Source organism: Streptomyces sp. NPDC006516 (genome assembly GCF_040611875.1).
GTDB lineage: Bacteria > Actinomycetota > Actinomycetes > Streptomycetales > Streptomycetaceae > Streptomyces.
Genome location: NZ_JBEXPD010000002.1, coordinates 1,187,626 through 1,211,738 on the forward strand (window position 1 = coordinate 1,187,626; position 24,113 = coordinate 1,211,738).

Below are 24,113 nucleotides of genomic sequence, written 5' to 3' on the forward strand. Positions count from 1 at the left end.
ATGATGGAGCGGTGAAGTCCGACCGGCTGCTCTCCATCCTGCTGCTGCTCCAGACCCGCGGCCTGGTGACCGCGGGTGAGCTGGCCGAGCGTCTCGAAGTCTCCGTACGCACCGTCTACCGGGACGTCGAGGCGCTCTCGGCCTCCGGTGTGCCCGTGTACGCGGCGCGGGGGCGCAACGGCGGGATCGCGCTGCTGCCGGGCTTCCGCACCGATGTCACCGGGCTGACCGCCGACGAGGCGCGCGCCCTGTTCGTCCTCGCCGCGCAGGGCGCCCACGCGGCCCTGGGGCTCGACGCCGCGCTCGGCTCCGCCCTGCGCAAGGTGATGGCCGCGCTTCCGGCTCCGCACCGGCCCGCCGCCGAGCAGACGAGCCGCCGCGTCCTGGTGGACCCGGTCCGCTGGATGAGCGGCCCGCACGCCGCCGTGGACGTGGGTGAACTCCACGACGCCGTCCTCGCCGACCGGCGGCTGCTGCTCCACTACCGGCACAGCGGTACGGACGCGCCGCGCGCCTACACCGTCGATCCGTACGGCCTCGTCGTCAAGGCGGGCGTCTGGTACCTCGTCGCCGACCGGGACGGCGCGCCCCGGCTCTTCCGCGCGGACCGGGTGAAGGGCGCGGTCCTCACCGAGGAGCCCGTGGAACGCCGGGCGGGCGTGGAACTCGCCGCCGTCTGGGAGGAACTGCGCCGGCAGGTCGAGGAGCGGCCGGGTGACGTGCGGCTCCGGGTGCGGGTACGCCGCTCCCGGCTCGACCTCTTCGTACGCCTCCAGACGGGCCTGCTGACGGGCCGCCCCGAGCCCGAAGGGGAGCCGCCGGGGGAGTGGCTGCTGGCCGAGCTCGCCGTGCCCGAGGTGCGGTGGGCCCGCTCCCTGCTCTCCTTCGGGGCGGACGTCGAAGTGCTGTCGCCTCCCGAGGCGCGCCACATCCTCGCGGAGACGGCGTCCTCCGTCACGGAGTTGTACGCAGGAAACGGGTGAGGGCGCCGTGCAGGATGTGGGCGCGCAGGGCGACACACCCTCCGAAGTCATGGGCGACGACGGCGGGCCGGCTCAGCCCCCAGTGTCCGAGGAGCTCGACGAGCACCCAGGCCTGGGCGCGCAGCGTCACGTCCTGCTCGGCGTACTGCGCCGAGGAGCCGTAACCGGGCAGGTCCCACACGTACACCCGGTGGTCCTGGGCCAGCGCCCGCGCGATGCCGCGCCAGACGTACGAGGAGAACGGCGTGCCGTGCACCAGGACGACGGGCGGAGCCTGCTCGGAGCCGAGCACGGCCCAGCGCACCTCGCCCGACGAACTGGTGAAGGTCCGGTCCAGCGTCCAGTCGCTCATGGCGCCGACCCTACGGCCTGTCCAGCCAGTGGGCCCTGCCCAGCGTGACCAGCCGCAGCCTGCGTCGCGCCACCCGTACGACCTCCTGCTCGCCCTCCGGACCCGCGTCCAGCAGTGCCGACGCGGTCAGCACCATGTGGTCGACGTACAGCCCGCCCAGCATCAGGAGGTCCTCACGATCCCAGCCGGCCGACTCCGGCTCCTCACCGAGGACCCGCGCCACCTCCTCGGCGAAGAGGCGCAGCTGGGCGGCGATCGCCTCGCGGACCTGGCCCACGCCGCCGTGCTGCTCACGGGCGATGAAGCGGAAATGGGCGGGCTGCGCCGCGACGTGGCGGGCTATCAGGCCGACGCTGCGGTCAAGGCGCTCCTCGCTGTCGCCCGTGTCGGCGAGTATCGCGCCGATCATGCCGTGCAGGCTTCCCAGGGTCTCCTCCACGAGTGCCACGCCCAGGGCCGCCGTGCCGTCGAAGTGCCGGTAGAAGGCGGTGGGGGTCACACCCACGGCGCGTGTCACCTCGCGCAGGCCCAGGCTGCTCAGGCTCTGGTGCTCCAGCAGTCCCAGTGCCGCGTCGAGCAGCGCCTGACGTGTCTTCAGCTTCTGGGCCTGGCGGACGCCGATGGTGTGACTCATGCCATTCAGTAAACAACCGTTCTCCGAGTCCTGGAAGGGGCAGGAGGTTTAGACTCAGAAGTCAGTGAACAGTCGTACTCTCAAATAGCGGAAGGGAGAACCGGACATGTTCGTCCTCGTCGCCGCACTGCTCCTGCTGGGGGTCGTCCTCGGGGCGGTCGCGCACCTGCCCCTGCCCCTGGCCCTGACCGCCGCGGCCGTGATCGGCCTGTGGCTTGCGGTCTTCGGTGTCCGTGAACACCTCGCCCGTCGCACCCGCTGACGAAGGAGCCCGCACCATGACACTCACCACCGCTCGCACCGCCCGTCCCACCCCCACCCGCCCGGCCGCACGCGAGGCGGACGGCCTGGCCGTCGCCTCCTTCGTGCTGGGGCTGCTCGGCCTGCTGGTGATGAACATCCTGCTCGGGCCCGTCGCCATCGTCATGGCGCTGATCGCGCTCGCCCGCGCCACCGCCCGCCGTGGGCGCGCGCTGCTCGGACTCGCTCTCGGAGTCGCCGACCTGGTCGTCCTCGCGGTCCTCGTCGCCGGGAACGGCACGGTCTCCTGGAGCCTCACGGGCTGACCTGGTGGGCTGACCTGGTGGTCCGTGCCGCCGGATCCGGTCGGGCAGGAGGCGGGCGGCCTCGTCCGCCGCGAGCCGGGGTCGGGGGGCTCCGGACACCCGGGACGAGGAGCGCCGGGTGCTCCTCCGGGGACGCCGGGACGCCGCCCTCGCACGGGCCGCGCCACGGGCTCGTAGAATCGGGTCCACCATGGCTTACCTCGACCACGCCGCGACCACGCCGATGCTTCCGGAGGCGATCGCGGCGATGACCGCGCAGCTCGCTGTCACCGGCAACGCGTCCTCACTGCACGCCGCCGGGCGCCGGGCCCGCCGTACCGTCGAGGAGTCCAGAGAGACCCTGGCCGAGGCGCTCGGCGCCCGGCCCAGCGAGGTCGTCCTGACCTCGGGCGGCACCGAGGCCGACAACCTCGCCGTGAAGGGCCTCTACTGGGCCCGCCGCGACGCCGACCCCCGGCGGACCCGCGTCCTCGCCAGTCCCGTGGAGCACCACGCGGTCCTCGACGCCGTGGACTGGCTCGCCGAGCACGAGGGCGCCACCGTGGAGTACCTCCCCGTCGACGCGTACGGGCGGGTGCACCCCGAGGCGCTGCGCGAGGCACTGCTCCGCGATCCCGGTGACGTCGCCATGATCACGGTGATGTGGGCCAACAACGAGATCGGCACCATCATGCCGATACGCGAACTCACCTCAGTGGCGGAGGAGTTCGGCGTGCCCATGCATGCCGACGCGGTGCAGGCCTTCGGGCAGCTGGAGCTCGACTTCGCCGGCTCCGGGCTGGCGGCGATGACCGTCAGCGCGCACAAGATCGGCGGACCCTTCGGGATCGGCGCGCTGCTGCTGGGCCGCGACCACACTCCGGTGCCCGTGCTGCACGGCGGCGGGCAGGAGCGGCACGTGCGCTCCGGCACCCTCGACGTACCCGCCGTGGCCGCGTTCGCCGTGGCCGGACGGCACGCCGCCGAGGGACGTGCGGACTTCGCCCGTGAGATCGGGGCGCTGCGCGACGAACTCGCCGCCGCCGTGCTCAAGGCCGTACCCGACGCGATCGCGGGCGGTGACCAGGCGCCCGGCGGCCGGCTGCCCGCCAACGCCCACTTCACCTTCCCCGGCTGCGAGGGCGACTCCCTCCTGCTGCTGCTCGACGCCCAGGGCATCGAATGCTCGACCGGCTCCGCGTGCACGGCGGGCATCGCCCAGCCCAGCCATGTGCTGCTGGCCACGGGGACCGACCCCCGGCTGGCGCGGGGCACGCTGCGCTTCTCGCTGGGCCACACCTCGACCGCGAGCGACGTGGAAGAACTCGCGCGGGCGATCGGCCCCGCCGTCGAGCGGGCCAGGACGGCCGGGCTCAGCTGAGCCGCCACGCCCCGGCGGGGCGGGAACAGCGGGCCTCAGCCGGCCTGCGAACCCGGCCTCCGCAGGGGCGTGGCAGCAGGATTCAGCCGGCCTGCGAACCGCCCGTGGACGCGGCGCGCACCAGCTTCATGTAGCGCTTCCAGTCCCAGTGCGGCCCGGGGTCGGTGTGGTCCGCGCCGGGCACCTCGACGTGCCCGATGATGTGCTCGCGGTCGACCGGGATGCCGTACCGCGCGCATATCGCCGCCGTCAGCCGCGCCGACGACTCGTACATCTTCGCCGTGAAGTCCTGCGGTCGGTCGACGAAGCCCTCGTGCTCGATACCGATGCTGCGTTCGTTGAAGGACCGGTTGCCCGCGTGGTACGCCACGTCGAGCTCGCGGATCATCTGCGTCACGCGGCCGTTCTGCCGCACGATGTAGTGCGTCGCCGCCTGGTGCGCGGGGTCCTGGAAGACCTTGACCGCGCTCGCGTAGCTGCCCTGGGTGACATGGATGATCACCCGGTCCACGCCGTAGTCGTCGGGGCGGTCGGCCCGCCGCCAGTTCGCCTCGGAGGCCGCGATCCAGCGCGCGGGGGTGTAATCCAGCTCACCTTCCTTGCGGGGCTTCTCCACACCCGGAACCCGCCACCAGACGCGCCGGATGTCATCCACGGCCAGCGCTGCCGTGCCCACGGCCGCCGCTCCACCGCCGATGAGCAGCGCGCGTCTGCTGATACCGCGCCCGGGCTTCCCCGGCGACCCGGCACTCCTGTTCGTCTCCACGACGTCGTCAACGCATATCGGCGAGCATTCGGTTCCCGGCGCCCCGTACCCTGGAGAAGCTATGACTCAGACCTCCCAGCGCCCCCTCCGTGTGCTCGCCGCCATGTCGGGCGGAGTCGACTCCGCCGTCGCGGCGGCCCGAGCCGCCGAGGCGGGCCACGACGTGACCGGGGTGCACCTCGCCCTCTCCGCGAACCCGCAGTCCTTCCGTACGGGCGCGCGCGGCTGTTGCACCATCGAGGACTCCCGGGACGCCCGCCGCGCGGCGGACGTCATCGGCATCCCGTTCTACGTCTGGGACCTCGCGGAACGCTTCCGCGAGGACGTCGTGGACGACTTCGTCGCGGAGTACGAGGCGGGGCGCACGCCCAACCCCTGTCTGCGCTGCAACGAGAAGATCAAGTTCGCCGCGCTGCTCGACAAGGCGCTGGCCCTCGGTTTCGACGCGGTCTGCACCGGCCACTACGCCACCGTCGTGCTGACCGAGGAGGGCGGCAGGGAACTGCACCGCGCCTCCGACATGGCCAAGGACCAGAGCTACGTCCTCGGTGTCCTGGACGAGCGCCAGCTCGCCCACGCCATGTTCCCCCTGGGTGACACGCTCACCACCAAGGAGGAGATCCGCGCCGAGGCCGAGCGCCGGGGCCTGGCGGTCGCCAAGAAGCCCGACAGCCACGACATCTGCTTCATCGCCGACGGCGACACCCAGGGCTTCCTGGCCGGCCGTCTCGGGGGCCCGGCGGAGGGCGACATCCTCGACGAGGAGGGCACGAAGGTGGGCACCCACGAGGGCGCCTTCGGCTTCACCATCGGCCAGCGCAAGGGCCTGCGGATCGGCCACCCCGCCCCTGACGGCAAGCCGCGCTACGTCCTGGACATCTCCCCGGTGAACAACACGGTGACGGTCGGCCCCGTCGAGGCGCTCGACGTGACCGCCCTGACCGCGATCAGGCCCCGCTGGTGCGGCGAGGCCCCCACCGGCGCCGGGACGTACACGGCGCAGCTCCGCGCGCACGGCGGTGAGACCGAGGTGACGGCGGAGCTGGTCGACGGCACCCTGTCCGTCACCTTCACGGAACCGGTCCGGGGCGTCGCCCCCGGCCAGGCCGTCGTGCTCTACGACGGGACGCGGGTCGTCGGCTCGGCGACGATCGCGACGACCGTACGCCGCGAGAGGGCCGCAGCGGGCTGAGACCGGCCCGCGCGGGGCCGCGACGGGCTGGGACAGGCACGCGCGGGGCCGGAGCGGGCTGAGACGGCACGCGCGGGGCCGGAGCGCTCCCCTGTGACGCTCCGGCCCCGCCCCGCCTCCCGTCAGAACGCCGTCCGCAAGGACGGGGCCCGGCCGAAGAAGTCCGCCAGCACCGGGGCGATGACGTGCGGCGCCAGTTCGCGGGTCTGGCCGGTCAGGGTGCGGTGCCTGGCCCGGGGGATCGCCGCAGCGAGGGCCAGGGTCGTCCCGTGGGCCTGCGGGGTGCTGAAACCGCCGGTCACCACCAGGGTGCGGGCCGTGAGGGAGGCGAACCGCTCCGTGGGAACGGCTCCGCCGCCCACCAGTGCGTCGTCGTACGCGAGGGTGTGTGCCATCGCTTCGAGGCGAGGCCAGAGCGGGGCCCGGCGCATGTGCGCGATCGTCTCCGGCGGCACCCCGGTCCCGGACAGGTGCAGTTCCACGGCGCCGGCCCGGTCGCCCCTCTCCAGCAACCGGTGCAGCAGCGCCGTCCGCCGGGAGGCGCGCAGCAGGTGCTCGGCCCCCTGGGCGTACGGAGGCTCGTAGACCGCGAGCAGGTCCACGGGAAGCCCCGCGGCGTGCGCCTCCAGCGCCAGCGCCCCTCCCGACAGCATGCCGAACAGCGAGACGCTCCCACCCACCCGAGCCGCGACGGCCGCCAGGTCCTCGATCTCGCGCCGGACCGTGTACGGCCCGCTGTCGCCGCTGGCGCCACGGCCCCGGCGGTCGTACGTCACGACCGTGAAGCGCCGTGCCAGCACGGCGGCCAGCGGTGCCTCGTCGGTGGCGGTGCTCAGGGCCCCGCCGACCAGGATCACCGGCGGCCCGTCGCCGTGACGGCGATACGCGATCGACGTGCCGTCACGGGAGAGAGTCTTGTCCATGTGAGGGTGGACCGCCGCGCCTCGCAGAACTCATCGCCGGTACGGCAGAAAACTTCTGACGTTCAGTCGGAGACCACCTCTGTCGCGTAGAAGCACAAGTGATCCTTGATCGCGACGACTTGTTCCTTCGGCTCCGGGTACGACCAGACGAGATCCGTCGCCCCGGGCGCCGACCAGTAGGAGGCATCCCCCTTGAACGGGCAGTGCGTTCGGGTGTCCGACGGGGTCAGCAGGTCGGTGCGGACGTCCTCGGGCGGCAGGTAGTAGCGGACGGGGCAGCCCGTCTCGCGCAGCACCAGCGGGCGACGGCTCTCGGCGAGCACCTGCCCGTCGTGCACCGCGCGCACGTGCGTGGCGGAGGGTTCGACGGTGATGGTGTGTCCTGTGATGGAGGTCATACCGGGTTCAGCCCCGCGGAACGACGGTTTCTTCCCGCACCGGGGAGCGGCCGTACGGTGTCCGCATGAACATCTGTGTCTTCCTCTCCGCAGCCGACCTCGACGACCGCTACACCGTGCCTGCGCGGGAATTCGCCGAACTGCTGGGCCGGGGCGGCCACACCCTGGTGTGGGGAGGGTCGGAGAGCGGCCTGATGAAGGTCGTCGCCGACGGGGTGCAGGAGTCCGGCGGCCGGCTCGTCGGGGTGTCGGTGGACTTCCTGGCCGCGAAGGCCCGTACGAACGCCGACGAGATGGTGATCGCCAAGGACCTCGCCGAGCGCAAGGCGCTGCTCCTGGAGAAGGCCGACGCGATCGTGATCATGGTCGGCGGCACCGGGACCCTCGACGAGGCGACCGAGATCCTGGAACTGAAGAAGCACGGCAAGCACACCAAGCCCGTCGTCCTGCTGAACACCGCCGGTTTCTACGACGGCCTGCACCAGCAGTTCCAGCGCATGGAGGACGAGGGCTTCCTTCCGGTCCCGCTCACCGAGCTGGTCTTCTTCGCCAAGGACGGCGTCGGGGCGCTGGCCTACCTGGAGGAGTCCGCCGGCCACCTCTGAGGTGATCGAGGACGCGCCCCGGATGCGAGCATGAGGCCATGCCTACACACCTCATCACCGGCGCCGGCTCCGGGATCGGCGCGGCCGTCGCCCGCCGTCTCCTGGAGCGCGGCGACGAGCTCCTGCTGCTGGCCCGGGACGCGGGACGCGCCAGGGAACTGGCCGCGCTGTACCCCGGGGCCCGTACCCTCGTCGGCGACCTCGCCGATCCCGACCGGCTCTCCTGGGCCTTCGGGCAGCAGCCCATGCCCGAACGCCTCGACTCGCTGCTGCACATCGCTGGTGTCGTCGAGCTCGGCCGGATCGGCGACCTCACCCCCAAGACCTGGCACCTCCAGCTCAACGCCAACCTCGTCGCCCCCGCCGAGCTGACCCGCCTGCTGCTGCCCCAGCTGCGCGTCTCCCAGGGGCAGGTCGTCTTCGTGAACTCCGGCGCGGGGCTCGCCGCCCACGCCGAATGGGGTGCGTACGCCGCGAGCAAGCACGGACTCAAGGCGCTCGCCGACTCGCTGCGCCACGAGGAGCACGGCAACGGCGTACGGGTCACCTCCGTCTACCCGGGCCGCACCGCCAGCCCCATGCAGGCCAAGGTCCACCAGCAGGAGGGCAAGGAGTACGACGCCTCGCGCTGGATCGACCCGGAGTCGGTGGCCACCACGATCCTGCTGGCGATCGACCTGCCGCGCGACGCCGAGGTCAACGACCTGACGGTCCGTCCCGGCCGCTGAGAACCCGCGGATCCGCAGTCGTCCCTTCGGCCCGTAGGCTTTGCGCGTGAGCGAGAAGAGCGGGTTCAGCACCGTAGCGGCGACCGGGATCGGATCCATGCCGGGAGGAGACGCCCGGGAGGCGGCCAGGACCGTCACCGGGTCCTTCGCCGACGGCCAGGGCATGCCCTACCTCGCGGAGCTGCCCGCGCGGGGCCCCGGCGCGGACATGATCGGGCGGACCATCGGCCTGCTCGTCGAGATGTACGGCCACGTCGAGCCCAGCGGCTGGCGCGTCAGCGACCGCCCGGGCCGCGACACCCGCCGGGCCCGCTCCTGGCTCGGCGAGGACCTCGACGCGCTGGAGGAGTTCACCCAGGGCTACGAGGGACTCCTCAAGGTGCAGGCCGTGGGCCCCTGGACCCTCGCCGCCTCGCTCGAACAGCGCGGCGGCGAGGCGATGCTCGCGGACCCAGGTGCCTGCCGCGATCTCGCGGGCTCCCTGGCCGAGGGGCTGCGCTCCCACCTCGACGAGGTACGGCGCAGGATTCCCGGCGCCGAGGTCGTCCTGCAGCTCGACGAGCCCTCGCTGACCGCCGTCCTGCAGGGACGGATCAGGTCGGCGAGCGGCTACCGCACCTACCGCGCCGTGGACCGGCAGATCGTCGAGGGGGCGCTGCGGGACGTGCTCGCGGTGAACGGTGAGGGGCCGACGGCGGTCCACTCGTGCGCCCCCGAGGTGCCTTTCGCGCTCCTGCGCCGCGCCGGAGCGGGCGCGGTGTCCTTCGACTTCTCCTTGCTCACCGAGCGTGAGGAGGAGGCGATCGGGGAAGCCGTCGAGGGCGGCACCCACCTCTTCCTCGGAGTCGTCCCCGGTGTCGACGCCGCCTCGACCGCATTGTCGGACCCGGGCGGTAGCGTCATGGGGGTCAGGACGCTGTGGAGCAGGCTGGGGCTGGATCCGGGGACTCTCGGGGAGTCCGTCGTGATCACCCCCGCGTGCGGGCTGGCGGGCGCGTCGCCCGCCTACGCCCGGGCCGCGCTCGCCCACTGCGCGCGGGCCGCGAGGTCGCTCGCGGACAACCCTGAGTGACGGTCGAGTTCAGCGGGGCAACGGGAGGTAACGGGAGATGGCCGGCGAACAGCAGGCACAGCAGCTGACCGGTGTGCCGGCGGAGGTGCGGGAGCGGCACGCACTCCTCGCCGAGCAGATCGAGGATCACCGCTTCCGGTATTACGTGAAGGACCAGCCGGTCGTCGACGACGCCACGTTCGACCGGCTCATGCGCGAGCTGGAAGCCGTCGAGGACGAGCACCCCGAGCTGCGCACCCCGGATTCGCCCACCCAGAAGGTCGCCGGTCCGTACACCACGGAATTCACCTCCGTCGAGCACCGCGAACGCCTGCTCTCGCTGGACAACGCCTTCGACGACGCGGAGCTCGCCGCCTGGGCCGACCGGGTGGCCAAGGACGTGGGGCGGGGCGGCTACCACTTCCTGTGCGAGCTCAAGGTGGACGGCCTCGCCGTCAACCTCACCTACGAGCACGGCAGGCTGACCCGCGCCGCGACCCGGGGCGACGGCCGCACGGGCGAGGACATCACCCCCAACGTCCGGACGATCGCCGAGATCCCGCACCGCCTGGAGGGCGACCGGATCCCCGCACTCGTCGAGATCCGCGGTGAGGTCTTCTTCCCCATGGAGGCCTTCGAGGGGCTCAACGCCCGGCTCGTCGAGGCCGGCGACAAGCCCTTCGCCAACCCGCGCAACGCGGCGGCGGGCTCGCTGCGGCAGAAGGACCCGAAGATCACCGCCACCCGCCCGCTCCACATGGTGGTGCACGGCATCGGCGCCCGCGAGGGCTTCGACATCGACCGGCTCTCCCAGGCCTATGACCTGCTGAGCGAGTGGGGCCTGCCGACCGCCCGGCACAACAAGGTCGTCGCATCCCTGGACGAGGTGCGGGAGTTCATCGCGTACTTCGGCGAGAACCGCCACTCCGTCGAGCACGAGATCGACGGGGTCGTCGTCAAGCTGGACGAGATCCCCCTCCAGGGAAGGCTCGGCTCCACCTCACGCGCGCCGCGCTGGGCGATCGCCTGGAAGTACGCGCCGCAGGAGGTCAACACCAAGCTGGTCAACATCAGGGTGGGCGTCGGCCGCACCGGGCGGGTCACGCCGTACGCTCAGGTCGAGCCGGTCGTCGTGGCGGGTTCCGAGGTCGAGTTCGCCACCCTGCACAACCAGAACGTCGTCAGGTCCAAGGGCGTCCTCATCGGGGACACGGTGGTGCTCCGCAAGGCGGGCGACGTCATCCCGGAGATCCTCGGACCGGTCGTCGACCTGCGGGACGGCGGCGAGCGGGAGTTCGTCATGCCGTCCCAGTGCCCCGAGTGCGGGACGCCGCTTCGCCCCATGAAGGAGGGCGACATCGACCTCCGCTGCCCCAACGCGCGGTCCTGTCCCGCCCAGTTGCGGGAGCGCGTGGCCTATCTGGCGGGCCGCAAGTGCCTGGACATCGACCACTTCGGCTATGTGGCGGCGGCGGCCCTGACCAAGCCGCTGGAGCCCGCCGAACCACCCCTGGTGGACGAGGGCGACCTCTTCGGGCTGACGGTGGAGCAGCTGCTGCCGATCCGGGCGTACGTCCTGGACCCGGACAGCGGGCTGCCCAAGCGTGACCCGAAGACCGGCGAGGAGAAGGTCGCCACCGTCTTCGCCAACCAGCAGGGCGAGGCGAAGAAGAACGCCCTCGGCATGCTGGAGGGCATCGCGGCGGCCAAGGAGGCACCGCTCGCCCGGATCCTCACGGGGCTCTCCATCCGCCATGTGGGACCGGTGGCCGCCGTGGAACTGGCCCGGCAGTTCCGGTCGATCGACCGGATCGACGAGGCGTCCGAGGAGGAGCTGGCCGCGGCCGACGGAGTGGGCCCCATCATCGCCGCGTCGGTCAAGCAGTGGTTCGCCGAGGACTGGCACCGGGAGATCCTGCGCAAGTGGCGGGAGGCCGGGGTCCGGATGGAGGACGAGGGCGCGGGCGGCGACGAGGGGCCGCGACCGCTGGAGGGGCTGACCGTCGTCGTCACCGGCACGCTGACGTCCCACACCCGCGACGGCGCCAAGGACGCGCTCCAGGCCCAGGGCGCGAAGGTGACCGGGTCCGTCTCGAAGAAGACCTCCTTCGTCGTGGTCGGCGACAACCCCGGGTCCAAGTACGACAAGGCGATGCAGCTGAAGGTGCCCGTCCTCGACGAGGAGGGCTTCGCCGTGCTCCTCGAACAGGGGCCGGACGCCGCACGGGAGGCAGCCGTCCCCGCCGAGGCCTGATCGAGGCGCGATCGAGACACCCGCGACGCGTGGCCGGGTGCGTGCGGGGAAGTAAGCGGACGAGGTGGGACGAGCGAGGCCCTGGACCTCCGACCGGCCCACCCGCACCACCCGTTCGGCGCATATCAGAGAGGCAGGGGTGCCAGGTCCGCATTCGGGCAAGAGCGGCAGAGCGCTGCCCGCGCGGGCCCTCGGCGGCCTACTGTTGAACGAGCACCTGACGTGCCCGGCCGTGTGGTGGGATTCGGGCCGTGGTGGCATGGGAGCGGGGGCCACCGTGGGGCATCGGCACCGCCGGCTGTGAGAGGGACGGAATGGAACCGACCGAGAGCGCCGCACCGGTGTCGCGGCTGCAGGGTTTCGTGGGCCTCACGTCGAGAGTGGGCGCCGTCGTCGTGGCGGTCGCCGCGGTGCAGCTCGCGACCGGTTTCTACCGCACGGTCCGCGACGGCCACGCCCTCTTCCCCGACGGCACGGCGGGCTGGTCGCTCGCCCTGCTCACGGGCGTCATCGTGGGCCATCTGGTCGCCCTCGGGCGCGACCGGTGGTGGGGCGGCACGGGCTCGGGCGCAGCCCTGACACTCGCCGTCCTGCTGCTCTACGGCTGGGTGGCCGCGGGCCTCGTGAGCCTGGTCGTCGTCGTGCTCGTCGGTACGGCGCGACGCCACCGCTGGTGGCAGGGGCTGTTGCACGGCGCGGTGGACATACTCGGCATCGGGGCCGCCGCGCTGGTCCTCTCCGCCTTCGGCGAGGTACCGAGCGTCGAGACCCCGTGGCGGCCCCTGCACTGGGGCATCGACGCCGTTCCGGAGGTGCTGCTCGCCGCCGGGGCGTATCTCCTCGTCACCCGCGTCCTGCTCTGGTACGCCCACGCGTCACAGACGGGCGGGCTGCCGACGATCGCCCGCACCGCGCTGCTGCGCCAGGGCCTCGTCGCGGTCGCCCTTCTGGGCATCGCACCGCTGATCTGCGTGGTGGCCTCGGCCATGCCGGTGCTGCTGCCGCTCTTCGCCGTCCCGCTCATCGCCCTGGACTCCACGCTCTGGATCGCCCGCGCGCGGGCCGAGGAGCAGCTGCGGGACCCGTTGACCGGGCTGCCCAACCGCCAGTGGCTCCTGGAGCGGACGTGGACGGCGCTGGAGGAGGCGGCGAGCACCGGCAGCCGGTCCGCCCTCGTCCTCATCGACCTCGACCGCTTCCGTGCCGTCAACGACACCCTCGGCCATCTCGCCGGGGACCGGCTCCTGCTCCAGATAGCGGAGCGGCTCCGGCTGGCCCTGCCGCGCGGCGCGGAGGCCGCACGGCTCGGCGGCGACGAGTTCGCCGTACTGCTCCCCACGGCGGACTCGACCACCAGCGCCCAGCGCATCGCCCGCCACCTGGTCGCCGAACTCTCCTCGCCCCTCGACCTCGACGGGCTCACCCTGGTGCTGGAGGCGAGCGCCGGGGTCGCCGTCCACCCCGACCACGCGCTGGACGCCGAAGGGCTGCTCAGGCGGGCGGACGTGGCCATGTACCAGGCCAAGCGGGACCGTACGGGCGTGGAGGTGTACGAGTCCAAGCGGGACAGCAACACCCCGGACCGGCTGGGCCTGCTGGGCGATCTGCGCCGCGCGCTCGACGCCCGCGAGGTCGAGCTCCACTACCAGCCCAAGGTCCGCTTCGACGGCCAGGTGGCGGGCCTCGAAGCGCTCGTACGCTGGGTGCATCCCGAGCGAGGCCGGGTCCCCCCGGACGAGTTCATCGCGATCGCGGAATCCTCCGGGCTGATGCCCCACCTCACCGAATACGTCCTGGAGACCGCGCTGGCCCAGGTCGCCCGGTGGCGCGCGCAGGGGCTGTACGTGCCCGTCGCCGTCAACGTCTCGCCGCGCGACGTCCACACCCCCGGCTTCGCGGGCAGTGTCGCCGCCCGGCTCGCCCGGCACGGCGTCCCGGCCGGGGCCCTGCAACTGGAGATAACCGAGCACGTCCTGCTGGAGGACCCGCAGCGGGCGGCCGACACCCTGGCCGGGCTGACGGGCCACGGGGTGAAGATGTCGCTCGACGACTTCGGCACCGGCTACTCCTCCCTCGTCCACCTGCGGAAGCTGCCGGTCAGCGAGCTCAAGATCGACCGGTCCTTCGTGGCACGGCTGGCCGTCGACAACGAGGACGCGGAGATCGTCCGCTGCACCATCGACCTGGCCCACTCGCTCGGGCTGCTGGTCGTGGCGGAGGGCGTCGAGGACGACGAGACCTGGGAGCGGCTGCGCGATCTGCGCTGCGACGCCGTGCAGGGATGGCTCGTGGCCGCCGCGATGCCGCCCCAGGAGACGACGGCATGGCTGCGGGCGCGCGGCGAGCACGGCTGGCGGCGCCCGGCGGAGCTGCGGGCGGCGGCCGACGCGGCGGTGGCGGCGCAGCCCGAGGCGGAGCAGCAGCGGCCGGCAGGCCGGACGGTGTCCGGTCCGGCGACCGCCTGACCGGGGGCTTTCGGGGGAGCGGCGGGTGACCGGGAGCCTTCCGCCGGCCGTTTTGTCCGCAGCCGCCCGGCGGGCCCGGCGCGGCCGGACCGGGATTGTGACGCCGTGGGTGGGACAGCAGGCGGGGCACTGTGCCGCGACCCCATAGGATTGGGGGTCGGTGGCACATTTCCACCTGCCGCGCGACGCCTGGCACGCACGCTCGCCGCGTTGCCGAAACGCCCACGTGGCTCCGCCACGAGGGCGCTCCGGCGCCTTGCGATCGCACGCACCATACGCCGCGCGGCCCGTCCTCCGGACGGACGGTGGAAATGTGCCACCGACCCCCAGCCAAAACCACACACCAACCCCTGAGGATCGCTGCATGCCTGGCATCACGCGCGAGGAGGTCGCCCACCTCGCCCGGCTGGCGCGTCTGGAGCTGAAGGGCGAAGAGCTCGAACACTTCGCCGGTCAGCTCGACGACATCATCGGCGCGGTCGCCCGCGTCTCCGAGGTCGCCGACCAAGACGTACCGCCGACCTCCCACCCGCTGCCGCTGACCAACGTCATGCGGGCGGACGAGGTCCGTCCGTCGCTCACCCCCGAGCAGGCGCTCTCCGGCGCCCCGGCCCAGGAGCAGCAGCGTTTCAAGGTGCCGCAGATCCTGGGGGAGGACTAACAGCCATGACGGACATCAGCACCATCATCAAGCTCACCGCGGCCCAGATCGCCGCGAAGATCGCCTCCGGCGAGCTGACGGCCGTCGAGGTCACCGAGGCCCACCTGGCCCGGATCGACGCCATCGACGAGAAGGTCCACGCCTTCCTGCACATCGACCGGGAGGGCGCGCTCGCGCAGGCCCGCGCCGTCGACGCCAAGCGTGAGGCGGGCGAGAAGCTCGGCCCGCTGGCCGGCGTCCCGCTCGCGCTCAAGGACATCTTCACCACGCGGGACATGCCGACCACCGTCGGCTCGAAGATCCTCGAGGGCTGGGTCCCGCCGTACGACGCGACCCTCACCAAGAAGCTGCGGGCCGCCGACGTCGTCATCCTCGGCAAGACCAACATGGACGAGTTCGCCATGGGGTCCTCCACCGAGAACAGCGCCTACGGCCCGACCGGTAACCCCTGGGACCTCACCCGTATCCCGGGCGGCTCCGGAGGCGGCTCCTCCGCCGCGCTCGCGTCCTTCGAGGCACCGCTCGCCATCGGCACGGACACCGGCGGCTCCATCCGCCAGCCCGCCGCCGTCACCGGCACCGTCGGCGTCAAGCCCACCTACGGCGGGGTCTCCCGCTACGGCATGGTCGCTTTCTCGTCCTCCCTCGACCAGGGCGGCCCCTGCGCCCGTACGGTCCTGGACGCGGCCCTGCTGCACGAGGTCATCGGCGGACACGACCCGCTGGACTCGACGTCGATCGACGCACCGGTCCCGCCGGTCGTCGAGGCCGCGCGCAACGGCTCGGTCCAGGGCATGCGCGTCGGTGTCGTCAAGCAGTTCGCGGGCGAGGGCTACCAGGCCGGTGTCGTCCAGCGATTCAACGAGTCGGTCGAGCTGCTGAAGTCGCTCGGCGCCACGATCGTCGAGCTGGACTGCCCGTCCTTCGACCTCGCTCTTTCGGCGTACTACCTGATCGCCCCGTCGGAGTGCTCCTCCAACCTGGCGCGGTTCGACGCCATGCGCTACGGGCTGCGCGTCGGCGACGACGGCACGCGCTCCGCCGAGGACGTCACCGCCCTCACCCGTGAGGCCGGCTTCGGCGACGAGGTCAAGCGCCGCATCATCCTCGGTACGTACGCGCTGAGCTCCGGCTACTACGACGCGTACTACGGCTCGGCGCAGAAGGTCCGCACCCTCATCACCCAGGACTTCGAGAAGGCGTTCGAGCAGGTGGACGTGATCGTCTCGCCGACGACGCCCACCACCGCCTTCCCGATCGGCGAGCGCGCCGACGACCCCATGGCGATGTACCTCGCGGACCTGTGCACCATTCCGACCAACCTCGCCGGCAATTCCGCCATGTCGCTGCCCTGCGGCCTGGCCCCGGAGGACGGCCTGCCGGTGGGGCTGCAGATCATCGCGCCCGCCATGAAGGACGACCGTCTGTACAAGGTCGGAGCAGCCGTCGAGGCCGCTTTCGTGGAAAAGTGGGGACACCCGCTGCTCGAGGAGGCTCCGTCGCTATGAGCGCCATGGCTAAGAAGGCCAAGAACTTCAAGAAGTCCAAGTCCGGCGTGTACGTGTCCCTGGGCACCACGGCCTTCGGCGCGCTCAGCGTCGTCAAGCAGGCGAGGATGGCCCGCCAGGACAACGACACGCTGCGGCTCATCGACGCCGCCGTATCCGCCGCCGCGATCGTGACCGGACTCGCGATCCTCTACCGCGAGCTCAAGCGTCTCGGCGACGACGACGTCCTGCTGGGCTGAGAGGGAAAGTTTTCAACGTGACTGTCATCGACCTGGAGTCGTACGAGGACGCCCTCGCGGCGTACGACCCCGTCATGGGCCTCGAGGTCCATGTGGAGCTCGGCACCAAGACGAAGATGTTCTGCGGCTGCTCGACCGAGCTCAAGCAGGACGCCAACTCGCAGACCTGCCCGGTCTGCCTCGGGCTGCCGGGCGCGCTGCCGGTCGTCAACGAGATCGGCGTCGAGTCCGCCATCAAGATCGGGCTCGCGCTGAACTGCGAGATCGCCGAGTGGTGCCGCTTCGCCCGGAAGAACTACTTCTATCCGGACATGCCGAAGAACTTCCAGACCTCTCAGTACGACGAGCCGATCGCCTACAACGGCTATCTGGACGTCCAGCTGGAGGACGGCGAGATCTTCCGTGTGCAGATCGAGCGCGCGCACATGGAGGAGGACACCGGCAAGTCGACACACGTCGGCGGTGCCACCGGCCGTATCCACGGCGCCTCCCACTCGCTGCTGGACTACAACCGCGCGGGCATTCCGCTCATCGAGATCGTCACCAAGCCGATCGAGGGAGCGGGCGCACGGGCCCCCGAGGTCGCCAAGGCGTACGTCGCCGAGCTCCGCGAGCTCATCAAGGCGCTCGGCGTGTCCGAGGCCCGGATGGAGATGGGCCAGATGCGCTGCGACGTGAACCTGTCGCTGCGCCCCAACGGCACCGAGACCTTCGGCACCCGCTCGGAGACGAAGAACGTCAACTCGCTGCGCTCCGTCGAGCGCGCCGCGCGATTCGAGATCCAGCGTCACGCGGCGGTACTGAACTCCGGCGGGACGATCGTGCAGGAGACCCGGCACTTCCACGAGGAGGACGGCTCCACCACGGCCGGCCGCATCAAGGACAACGCCGAGGACTACCGCTACTTCCCGGAGCCGGACCTGGTGCCGGTCGCCCCGTCCCGCGAGTGGGTCGAGGAGCTCCGCAAGGGGCTTCCCGAACTGCCCCGGCTGCGCCGCAAGCGGCTGAAGGAGGAGTGGGGTGTCAGCGAGCACGACATGCAGTCCATCCTCAACGCGGGTGCGGTCGACCTGATCGTCGCCACGACGGAGGCGGGCGCCCCCTCCGACCAGGCACGCAAGTGGTGGATGGGCGAGCTCGCCCGTAACGCCAACGAGACCGGCCGCAGCCTGGACGAGCTGCCCGTCACCCCGGCGCAGGTCGCCCGCGTGGCCGAGCTCGTCGCGTCCGGCGACCTCAACGACAAGCTGGCCCGCCAGGTCCTCGAGGGTGTCCTCGCGGGCGAGGGCGACCCGGACACCGTCGTCGAGAAGCGCGGACTGAAGGTCGTCTCGGACGAAGGCGCGCTGGGCACGGCGGTCGACGAGGCCATCGCGGCCAACGCCGCGATCGCCGACAAGATCCGTGGCGGCAAGGTCGCCGCCGCGGGCGCCCTGGTCGGCGCGGTCATGAAGGCGACCCGAGGTCAGGCGGACGCGGCGCGCGTGCGCGAGCTGATCCTGGAGAAGCTCGGCGTCGAAGGCTGATCCACGCCACGCTCCGCGAGAGGGGGCGGGGAAACCGCGACGCGGTTTCCCCGCCCCCTCTCGCGTGTGTGCGCCACGGCTCGCCCGAAAGAGGCGCCGGGACGTTCACCGCCGGGCCGTGCCGCCGACTTCCCGCCGCCATCCGGCGTGACTAGCTTCCCGCCTTAGATACGGAACCGGGAGGCTCAATTGACCACGGACATGTCACGACGGCGGCTCTTCGCGCTCGGCGGCGGCGCACTCGGCACCGCCGCGGCGGGATCGTTCCTGCCCCCGTCGCTCCAGGCGGCGATCGCCGCGCAGCCCGCGGACAGGTCCGGTCACGGGGGTCTGGACGCGATCGAGCACGTGGTGATCCTGATGCAGGAGAACCGTTCGTTCGACCACTACTTCGGCATGCTCCGCGGGGTGCGCGGTTTCGGTGACCGGAACGCGATCGAACTCCCCTCCGGCAAGCCCGTCTTCGAGCAGCCGGGCCCCCTGGGCACGACGGTCCTGCCGTTCCCGGTGCGCGGGGCGGCGGAGGCGCAGCAGCAGGACCTGCAGTACATAGGCGACCTCGACCACTCCTGGAACGGCGGCGCCAGGGCCTGGGCCGGCGGCTGGATGAACGGATGGGTCACCGCCAAGACGGCCGCGACCATGGCGTACTACGACCGGGGTGACATCCCGCTGCACTACGAGCTCGCCGACACGTTCACGGTCTGCGACGCCTACCACTCCTCGATCCACACCTCCACCAGCCCGAACCGCAACCACCTGTGGAGCGGCCGGACCGGCTACGAGGCCGACGGCAGGCGGGCCGTGGGGAACGACGCGTACGACGAGGGCTCCCACCCCGGCTACGACTGGGGCACGTACGCCGAGCGGCTGGAGAAGGCCGGGCGCAGCTGGAGGACGTACACGGAGTGGGAGAACTTCACCGACAACCAGATCGAGTTCTTCTCCACCTTCAAGGCCCTCGCCCGCAAGGCGCTGACGCGGACCGGGCACACCTACATGGAGTCCTTCTACGCCACCGTGCGCGACGCGGACACGGCCGGCGAGCGGGAACGGCTGCTGGCCCTCCTCGACGAGGGCGTCGCCACTCTGACGACGGCCGAGCGCAGTCTGTTCGAACGAGGGCTGCGCAGAGTCCCCACCGGCACGCTCGCCGACGAGTTCGCCCGGGACGTCGCCGCCGGGACGCTGCCCGAGGTCTCCTACCTGGTGCCCTCGGCGGTGGACTCCGAGCATCCGAGCGTCTCCTCGCCGGTGCACAGCGCGACGGTCGTCTACAAGATCCTCGACGCGCTGGGCCGGCATCCCGACGTGTGGCGGCGCACCGTCGTCCTCATCAACTACGACGAGAACGACGGCTTCTTCGACCACGTGCCGCCGCCCGTCGCCCCCGCAGAGGTGACCGAGGAGCACTGGCAGGGCAGGCCCACGGGGCTCGGGGTGCGGGTGCCCCTGCTGGTCGTCTCGCCGTGGTCCGTCGGCGGATACGTCTGCTCCGAGGTCTTCGACCACACCTCCGTCATCCGCCTCCTGGAACGCTGGACCGGGGTGGAGGAGCCGAACATCGGCGCGTGGCGGCGCAGGATCACCGGTGACCTCACCTCGGCTTTCGACTTCACGCGGGCGCGGCGGCAGCCGGAGACGGAGCGCCCCGCCGCGATTCCGCCGTTCGGCGGACGCTGGCGGCCGAAGCCTCCGGCCGTCCAGCACATGCCCGTGCAGGAACCGGGCACCCGCCCGGCCAGGCCCCTGCCGTACCAGCCCGACGCCCAGGCCGAGCGGGAGGGCTCCGGCCTGGTGGTGGCCCTCAGTAACTCCGGACGGTCCTCGGCGCACTTCACGCTCTACCCCTACGCGAACGAGTTCCCCGCTCCGCAGCACCTGGACGTCAGGGGGACGGCCCGGTGGCAGGTGCCGTCGACCGGTGAGGGGTACCGCTTCACGGTCACCGGCCCGAACGGCTTCCGGCGGGAGTTCGCGGGGGCGGCCGACGGAGCCGCCGGGGTGTCCACGCGCATCGACGCCCGCGAGAGGGACCTGCACGTCACCCTGCGCAACGACGGCAGCCGGACGCTGACGTACACCGTGCGCCCGCTCGGGTACGTCGACGAGGACGACCTGCGGGACTGGCGACGGACGGTCAAGGTCAAGCCGGGGCGCAGCCGCACGCTGGTGCATTCGGCGGCCGACGCCCACGGCTGGTACGACCTCCTGGTGACAGCCGACGAGGAGAGCTCCTTCCGGCGCCGGCTCATGGGGCACATGGAGAACGGCAGGGCCAGCGTCTCCGGCTGAACGCTTCCCCCGGCCGGGCGAGTGAGGGGGAGGGCGGCGGACAGGGCGAGGGGCGGGACCTGAGGACCACCGGTGTGACCATGGCCACGAACGGTGCCGTTGATCACCTCCGGCTGTCAGAGTGACGGTTCAGGTCATGTGAGGCTTTCCTCGTCGTTGTCACGCCAATGCCGGACAAGTCTCCACCAGCGCTCAGGAGCACGTCCGTTGGCCGCCATCGCACGCTGGTGCCTCAGGCACCGCCTCGCCGCCGTCCTCATCTGGCTGTTCGCCCTCGGTGGCGCGGCCACCGCGGCGGGGCTCGCGGGCACCTCGTACTCCGACGACTACGAGGTGCCCGGCACCGAATCGGGCCGGGCGGGCGAGCTCCTGGAGTCAGGCTTCGAAGACCTCGGCGGCGACACCGCAACCGTCGTCTGGCACACCTCCGGCTCCACCGTCCACGCCACGGACGTCGAGCGGACCATGACCGAGACGCTCCACAGGATCGGATCGCTGCCCGGCGTCGGTGACGTCACCGGCCCCTACGGGGCGTCGGGCCAGGGGCAGATCAGCGCGGACGGGCACACCGCGTACGCCACGGTCACCTTCGACCACCGGGCGGACCGGATCCCGCCGGAGCAGGCCCAGGCCGTCGTCGACACCGCCCGCGCCGAGGAGACGGAAGGGCTCCAGGTGGAGCTCGGCGGGGCCGCCGTCGCACTGACCGAAACGCCCTCCCTCCACCTGGGCGAGGCAGTCGGTGTGATCGTCGCCGGCGTCGTGCTCTTCCTCGCCTTCGGCTCGGTCGCGGCCAGTCTGCTGCCCATCGCCACCGCTCTCGTCTCCGTCGGCACGGCCTACGCGGGCATCGTGCTGCTCGGCCATGTCATGACCGTCGCCGACTTCGCCCCCATGCTGGGCATGCTCATCGGGCTCGGCGTCGGCATCGACTACGCGCTCTTCATCGTCACCCGGCACCGGCGGGGCCTGCGGCGCGGCCTGTCCGTGACCGAAGCGGCGCAGAACGCCGTCGCGACCACCGGGCGGGCCGTCGTCTTCGCGGGAGCCACCGTCTGCGTCGCCCTGCTGGGCATGCTGGTGCTGCGCCTCGGCTTCCTCAACGGTGTCGCGATCGCTGCCTCCCTCACCGTGGTGCTGACCGTCGCCGCCTCCGTGACACTGCTGCCCGCGCTGCTCTCCCTCATCGGCATGCGGGCGCTCGGCCGGCGCGAACGCGACCGGCTCGCCGCGCACGGACCGAGGCCCGAACAGGCCACCGGCTTCGCCGTCCGGTGGTCCGCGTTCGTCGAGCGGCACCCCAAGCCGCTCGGAGTGGTCGCGGCCGCCGTCATGTCGGTGCTCGCGCTGCCCACCCTCGGGCTGCACCTGGGGACCTCCGACCAGGGCAACAACCCGGCCACGGCCACCACCCGGCAGGCCTACGACCTGCTGGCCGACGGGTTCGGCCCCGGCGTCAACGGCCCGCTGACGATAGCCGCCCGGCTGGACGGGGCCGACGACCGGCTCGCCCTGGACGGTCTGCCCGCCGTACTCCGGGAGACCGACGGCGTCGCGTCGGTGTCCCCGGTGACGTACAACGCCGCAGGGGACACCGCGTTCGTCACCGTCGTCCCCGAGTCCGCCCCGCAGTCGCAGCGGACCAGCGAACTCGTGGACCGGCTGCGGGACGACGTCCTGCCGCATACGGAGGAGACCACCTCGCTCCGGACCCACGTGGGCGGCGTGACGGCTGGTCACGACGACTTCGCCGACATCATCATCGGCAAGCTGCCCCTCTTCGTGGGGGTGGTCGTCGCACTCGGCTGCCTCCTCCTGCTGGTGGCGTTCCGCTCGCTCGCCGTACCGCTCAAGGCCGCCGTGATGAACGTGGCGGCGGTGGCGGCCTCGTTCGGCGTCGTCGTCGCGGTCTTCCAGTGGGGATGGGGGAGCGAGCTCCTCGGGCTCGGCAGCGCCGGACCCATCGAGCCCTTCCTCCCGGTGATCATGGTCTCCGTACTCTTCGGGCTGTCGATGGACTACCAGGTCTTCCTCGTCGGCCGGATGTACGAGGAATGGCTCGAGACCGGGGACAACCGCAGGTCCGTGCGGGTGGGCCTCGCCGAGACCGGCCGGGTGATCAACTCGGCGGCCGTGATCATGATCTCGGTCTTCCTCGCGTTCGTGCTCAGCGGCGACCGGGTCATCGCGATGTTCGGCATCGCGCTGGCCGCCGCCGTCGCGCTCGACGCGTTCGTCCTGCGCACCCTGCTCGTGCCGGCCCTGATGCACCTGCTCGGAGGTGCGAACTGGTGGCTGCCGACCCGCATCGACCGGCTCCTTCCCCGCATCAGCATCGAGCCGCCGGACCGTCCGCTGACGCATGCGGAAATCCCCCAGGAGCGCACCGGCAGCCCGGACCGGCCCGTCGGGCGGCGCGTCCACTGACACGTCGCGGGACGCCGCGGCTCGGCACGACGAGGCGATCTGGACCGTACCGGCCCCCGAGCGGCGTGGAGCGAGGGACGGGGACGTCCGGCGTTAAGGAGGCTCTCATACGGGGCCCCTAGCGTGCGGCGCATGAACACCACTCCCTCCACCGCGACCACCGACGACACCGAGGAGAAGAAGGCGGCGGCCGGGACCGCCGCCGCACCGGACATCACGAAGCAGGCAGGTCCCGCGGAGGACGCTGTGCCGGACGGGGTCGCGCCGGGCCTGACCGCGGCGGACGTGACCGAGATGGACGTCGCCGCCACGGACGCCGCCGCCGAGGACGGCCCGGAGGCCGAGCTCGAGCCCGACCCGTACGCCGAGGCGGAGGCCGTTGCAGCCGCGGGAGCGGGCACCGGCGCCGCGGCCGTCGCGGCCGCCGGGCTGGGTGTCGTCTCCCTCTCCGGAGCGTGGACCGGCCGGGTGGCCGCCGAACGCGAGACCCTGATGGGCCAGATCAAGACGTCGGGCGGCGGGAGCGCCGCCCAGCAGATCTCCGAGATCTACGGTGACGCCTGGCACAGCACGGCGCTCGTCAACGGCGTCTTCGCCCTCCTCGCCCTGCTCATCGGCGTCTTCGTCCTGGTCCGCCCCGCGTTCGGCGCACCCTCCGAACGCCCGCAGGCCGGCTGGGTCCGTTCCGTCGGCCGGGCGGGCGTCGCACTCGGTGTGCTCGGCGTACTGATCTCCGTAGGCATGTACTTCGACCTCTTCCTCGCCCTGCCCTCCGCCACCGCCGGCTGAGTCCCCGTCGGCAGGTACCTAAGGCATCCGTCACCCGGGCCTAAGGCCCCCCGGCCGCAGAGATGCGGCAGTCGCCCGATGTGGCGGCACCCCCTGGCGGACGAGAGTGGGGGCACGGCAGAAGCCGTGCCCCCACCGCGTTCCGCACCAGGGAGAAGAACATGTACGAGTACGAGCTCCACCAGCTCAACGTCGCCGAGCTGATCCGCCGCGCCGACGAGCAGCGCACCGTCCGCCAGGCCGTGCTCGCCCGCCGGGCCGCCCGGCGATCGGCCCGGCGTTCCGGGCCGGACGAGACCGGAGGGCAGGTGGGCAGGGAGCGGGGCAGCTTCGTCCACGCCGCGTAGCGATGGCCGCGCGGCAGAAAACGGTCTCCGGCGCGTCGTACGCA

At 72.1% G+C, this 24,113-nt stretch carries 22 protein-coding genes and 1 pseudogene; 18 read left to right on the forward strand and 5 right to left on the reverse strand.

Features of this window, described 5'->3' with window-relative positions; translation table 11 throughout:
- Window positions 1-11 precede the first annotated feature (11 nt).
- Window positions 12-983 (forward strand): YafY family protein, encoded by a 972-nt coding sequence (locus ABZY45_RS11570; protein WP_356738531.1) that lies wholly within the window; start codon window positions 12-14, stop codon window positions 981-983.
- A gap of 1 nt (window position 984) precedes the next feature.
- On the opposite strand, the pseudogene ABZY45_RS11575 reads toward ABZY45_RS11570, so the two are convergent.
- Window positions 985-1,335: pseudogene (locus ABZY45_RS11575) on the reverse strand (alpha/beta fold hydrolase); the annotation flags it as partial.
- A 10-nt stretch (window positions 1,336-1,345) separates the two neighbouring features.
- Window positions 1,346-1,969: a TetR family transcriptional regulator gene (locus ABZY45_RS11580; RefSeq protein ID WP_356738533.1), complete on the reverse strand. Its 624-nt coding sequence runs from the start codon at window positions 1,967-1,969 to the stop codon at window positions 1,346-1,348.
- Between the two features lie 106 nt (window positions 1,970-2,075).
- On the opposite strand from ABZY45_RS11580, the gene ABZY45_RS11585 reads away from it, so the two are divergent.
- From ABZY45_RS11585 to ABZY45_RS11595, 3 genes are all read left to right on the forward strand, one after another.
- Complete coding sequence (locus ABZY45_RS11585) at window positions 2,076-2,231, forward strand: hypothetical protein (RefSeq protein ID WP_356738535.1); 156 nt, start codon at window positions 2,076-2,078, stop codon at window positions 2,229-2,231.
- 16 nt (window positions 2,232-2,247) lie between these two features.
- Window positions 2,248-2,535: a DUF4190 domain-containing protein gene (locus tag ABZY45_RS11590; RefSeq protein ID WP_356738537.1), complete on the forward strand. Its 288-nt coding sequence runs from the start codon at window positions 2,248-2,250 to the stop codon at window positions 2,533-2,535.
- A gap of 190 nt (window positions 2,536-2,725) precedes the next feature.
- Window positions 2,726-3,895, forward strand: a complete 1,170-nt coding sequence (locus ABZY45_RS11595; RefSeq protein ID WP_356738539.1) for a cysteine desulfurase family protein — start codon at window positions 2,726-2,728, stop codon at window positions 3,893-3,895.
- Window positions 3,896-3,977: 82 nt separating this feature from the next.
- On the opposite strand, the gene ABZY45_RS11600 is transcribed toward ABZY45_RS11595, so the two are convergent.
- A complete protein-coding gene (locus tag ABZY45_RS11600; RefSeq protein ID WP_356738541.1) occupies window positions 3,978-4,661 on the reverse strand; it encodes a peptidoglycan recognition family protein in 684 nt (227 codons plus the stop codon).
- A gap of 61 nt (window positions 4,662-4,722) precedes the next feature.
- Here ABZY45_RS11600 and mnmA point away from each other — a divergent pair, with 61 nt between their 5' ends.
- The gene (mnmA, locus tag ABZY45_RS11605; RefSeq protein ID WP_356738543.1) at window positions 4,723-5,853 is read left to right on the forward strand and encodes a tRNA 2-thiouridine(34) synthase MnmA; all 1,131 of its coding nucleotides are present in this window, start codon (window positions 4,723-4,725) and stop codon (window positions 5,851-5,853) included.
- Window positions 5,854-5,975: 122 nt separating this feature from the next.
- Here the strand turns inward: mnmA and ABZY45_RS11610 are convergent, their stop codons facing one another.
- Together ABZY45_RS11610 and ABZY45_RS11615 are read right to left on the reverse strand one after the other, a co-directional pair.
- Window positions 5,976-6,776, reverse strand: a complete 801-nt coding sequence (locus ABZY45_RS11610) for an alpha/beta fold hydrolase (RefSeq protein ID WP_356738545.1) — start codon at window positions 6,774-6,776, stop codon at window positions 5,976-5,978.
- A gap of 62 nt (window positions 6,777-6,838) precedes the next feature.
- Window positions 6,839-7,174 (reverse strand): DUF427 domain-containing protein, encoded by a 336-nt coding sequence (locus ABZY45_RS11615; RefSeq protein WP_356738547.1) that lies wholly within the window; start codon window positions 7,172-7,174, stop codon window positions 6,839-6,841.
- Between the two features lie 65 nt (window positions 7,175-7,239).
- On the opposite strand from ABZY45_RS11615, the gene ABZY45_RS11620 reads away from it, so the two are divergent.
- From ABZY45_RS11620 to ABZY45_RS11680, 13 genes are all read left to right on the forward strand, one after another.
- Window positions 7,240-7,779, forward strand: a complete 540-nt coding sequence (locus tag ABZY45_RS11620) for a TIGR00730 family Rossman fold protein (protein ID WP_356738549.1) — start codon at window positions 7,240-7,242, stop codon at window positions 7,777-7,779.
- 38 nt (window positions 7,780-7,817) lie between these two features.
- A complete protein-coding gene (locus ABZY45_RS11625; RefSeq protein WP_356738551.1) occupies window positions 7,818-8,507 on the forward strand; it encodes an SDR family oxidoreductase in 690 nt (229 codons plus the stop codon).
- A 46-nt stretch (window positions 8,508-8,553) separates the two neighbouring features.
- Window positions 8,554-9,579, forward strand: a complete 1,026-nt coding sequence (locus ABZY45_RS11630; protein WP_356738553.1) for a methionine synthase — start codon at window positions 8,554-8,556, stop codon at window positions 9,577-9,579.
- Between the two features lie 37 nt (window positions 9,580-9,616).
- Complete coding sequence (gene ligA, locus ABZY45_RS11635; RefSeq protein ID WP_356738555.1) at window positions 9,617-11,812, forward strand: NAD-dependent DNA ligase LigA; 2,196 nt, start codon at window positions 9,617-9,619, stop codon at window positions 11,810-11,812.
- A 314-nt stretch (window positions 11,813-12,126) separates the two neighbouring features.
- Window positions 12,127-14,277: a bifunctional diguanylate cyclase/phosphodiesterase gene (locus ABZY45_RS11640; RefSeq protein ID WP_356738557.1), complete on the forward strand. Its 2,151-nt coding sequence runs from the start codon at window positions 12,127-12,129 to the stop codon at window positions 14,275-14,277.
- A gap of 364 nt (window positions 14,278-14,641) precedes the next feature.
- Window positions 14,642-14,938: an Asp-tRNA(Asn)/Glu-tRNA(Gln) amidotransferase subunit GatC gene (gene gatC / locus ABZY45_RS11645; RefSeq protein WP_014153935.1), complete on the forward strand. Its 297-nt coding sequence runs from the start codon at window positions 14,642-14,644 to the stop codon at window positions 14,936-14,938.
- 5 nt (window positions 14,939-14,943) lie between these two features.
- Window positions 14,944-16,446 (forward strand): Asp-tRNA(Asn)/Glu-tRNA(Gln) amidotransferase subunit GatA, encoded by a 1,503-nt coding sequence (gene gatA, locus ABZY45_RS11650; RefSeq protein WP_356738560.1) that lies wholly within the window; start codon window positions 14,944-14,946, stop codon window positions 16,444-16,446.
- On the forward strand, window positions 16,443-16,685 hold the full coding sequence (locus ABZY45_RS11655) for a hypothetical protein (protein ID WP_136329351.1): 243 nt from the start codon (window positions 16,443-16,445) through the stop codon (window positions 16,683-16,685). Before gatA ends, ABZY45_RS11655 begins: the two co-directional genes overlap by 4 nt.
- Before the next feature lie 17 nt (window positions 16,686-16,702).
- Window positions 16,703-18,211: an Asp-tRNA(Asn)/Glu-tRNA(Gln) amidotransferase subunit GatB gene (gene gatB / locus ABZY45_RS11660; protein ID WP_356738562.1), complete on the forward strand. Its 1,509-nt coding sequence runs from the start codon at window positions 16,703-16,705 to the stop codon at window positions 18,209-18,211.
- Window positions 18,212-18,400: 189 nt separating this feature from the next.
- Window positions 18,401-20,506 (forward strand): phosphocholine-specific phospholipase C, encoded by a 2,106-nt coding sequence (locus ABZY45_RS11665; RefSeq protein ID WP_356738564.1) that lies wholly within the window; start codon window positions 18,401-18,403, stop codon window positions 20,504-20,506.
- Between the two features lie 207 nt (window positions 20,507-20,713).
- A complete protein-coding gene (locus ABZY45_RS11670; RefSeq protein WP_356738566.1) occupies window positions 20,714-22,933 on the forward strand; it encodes an MMPL family transporter in 2,220 nt (739 codons plus the stop codon).
- 123 nt (window positions 22,934-23,056) lie between these two features.
- Entirely contained in the window at window positions 23,057-23,722 is a 666-nt protein-coding gene (locus ABZY45_RS11675; protein ID WP_356738568.1) for a hypothetical protein, read from the forward strand.
- 161 nt (window positions 23,723-23,883) lie between these two features.
- Entirely contained in the window at window positions 23,884-24,069 is a 186-nt protein-coding gene (locus ABZY45_RS11680) for a hypothetical protein (protein WP_356738570.1), read from the forward strand.
- Window positions 24,070-24,113: the final 44 nt, after the last annotated feature.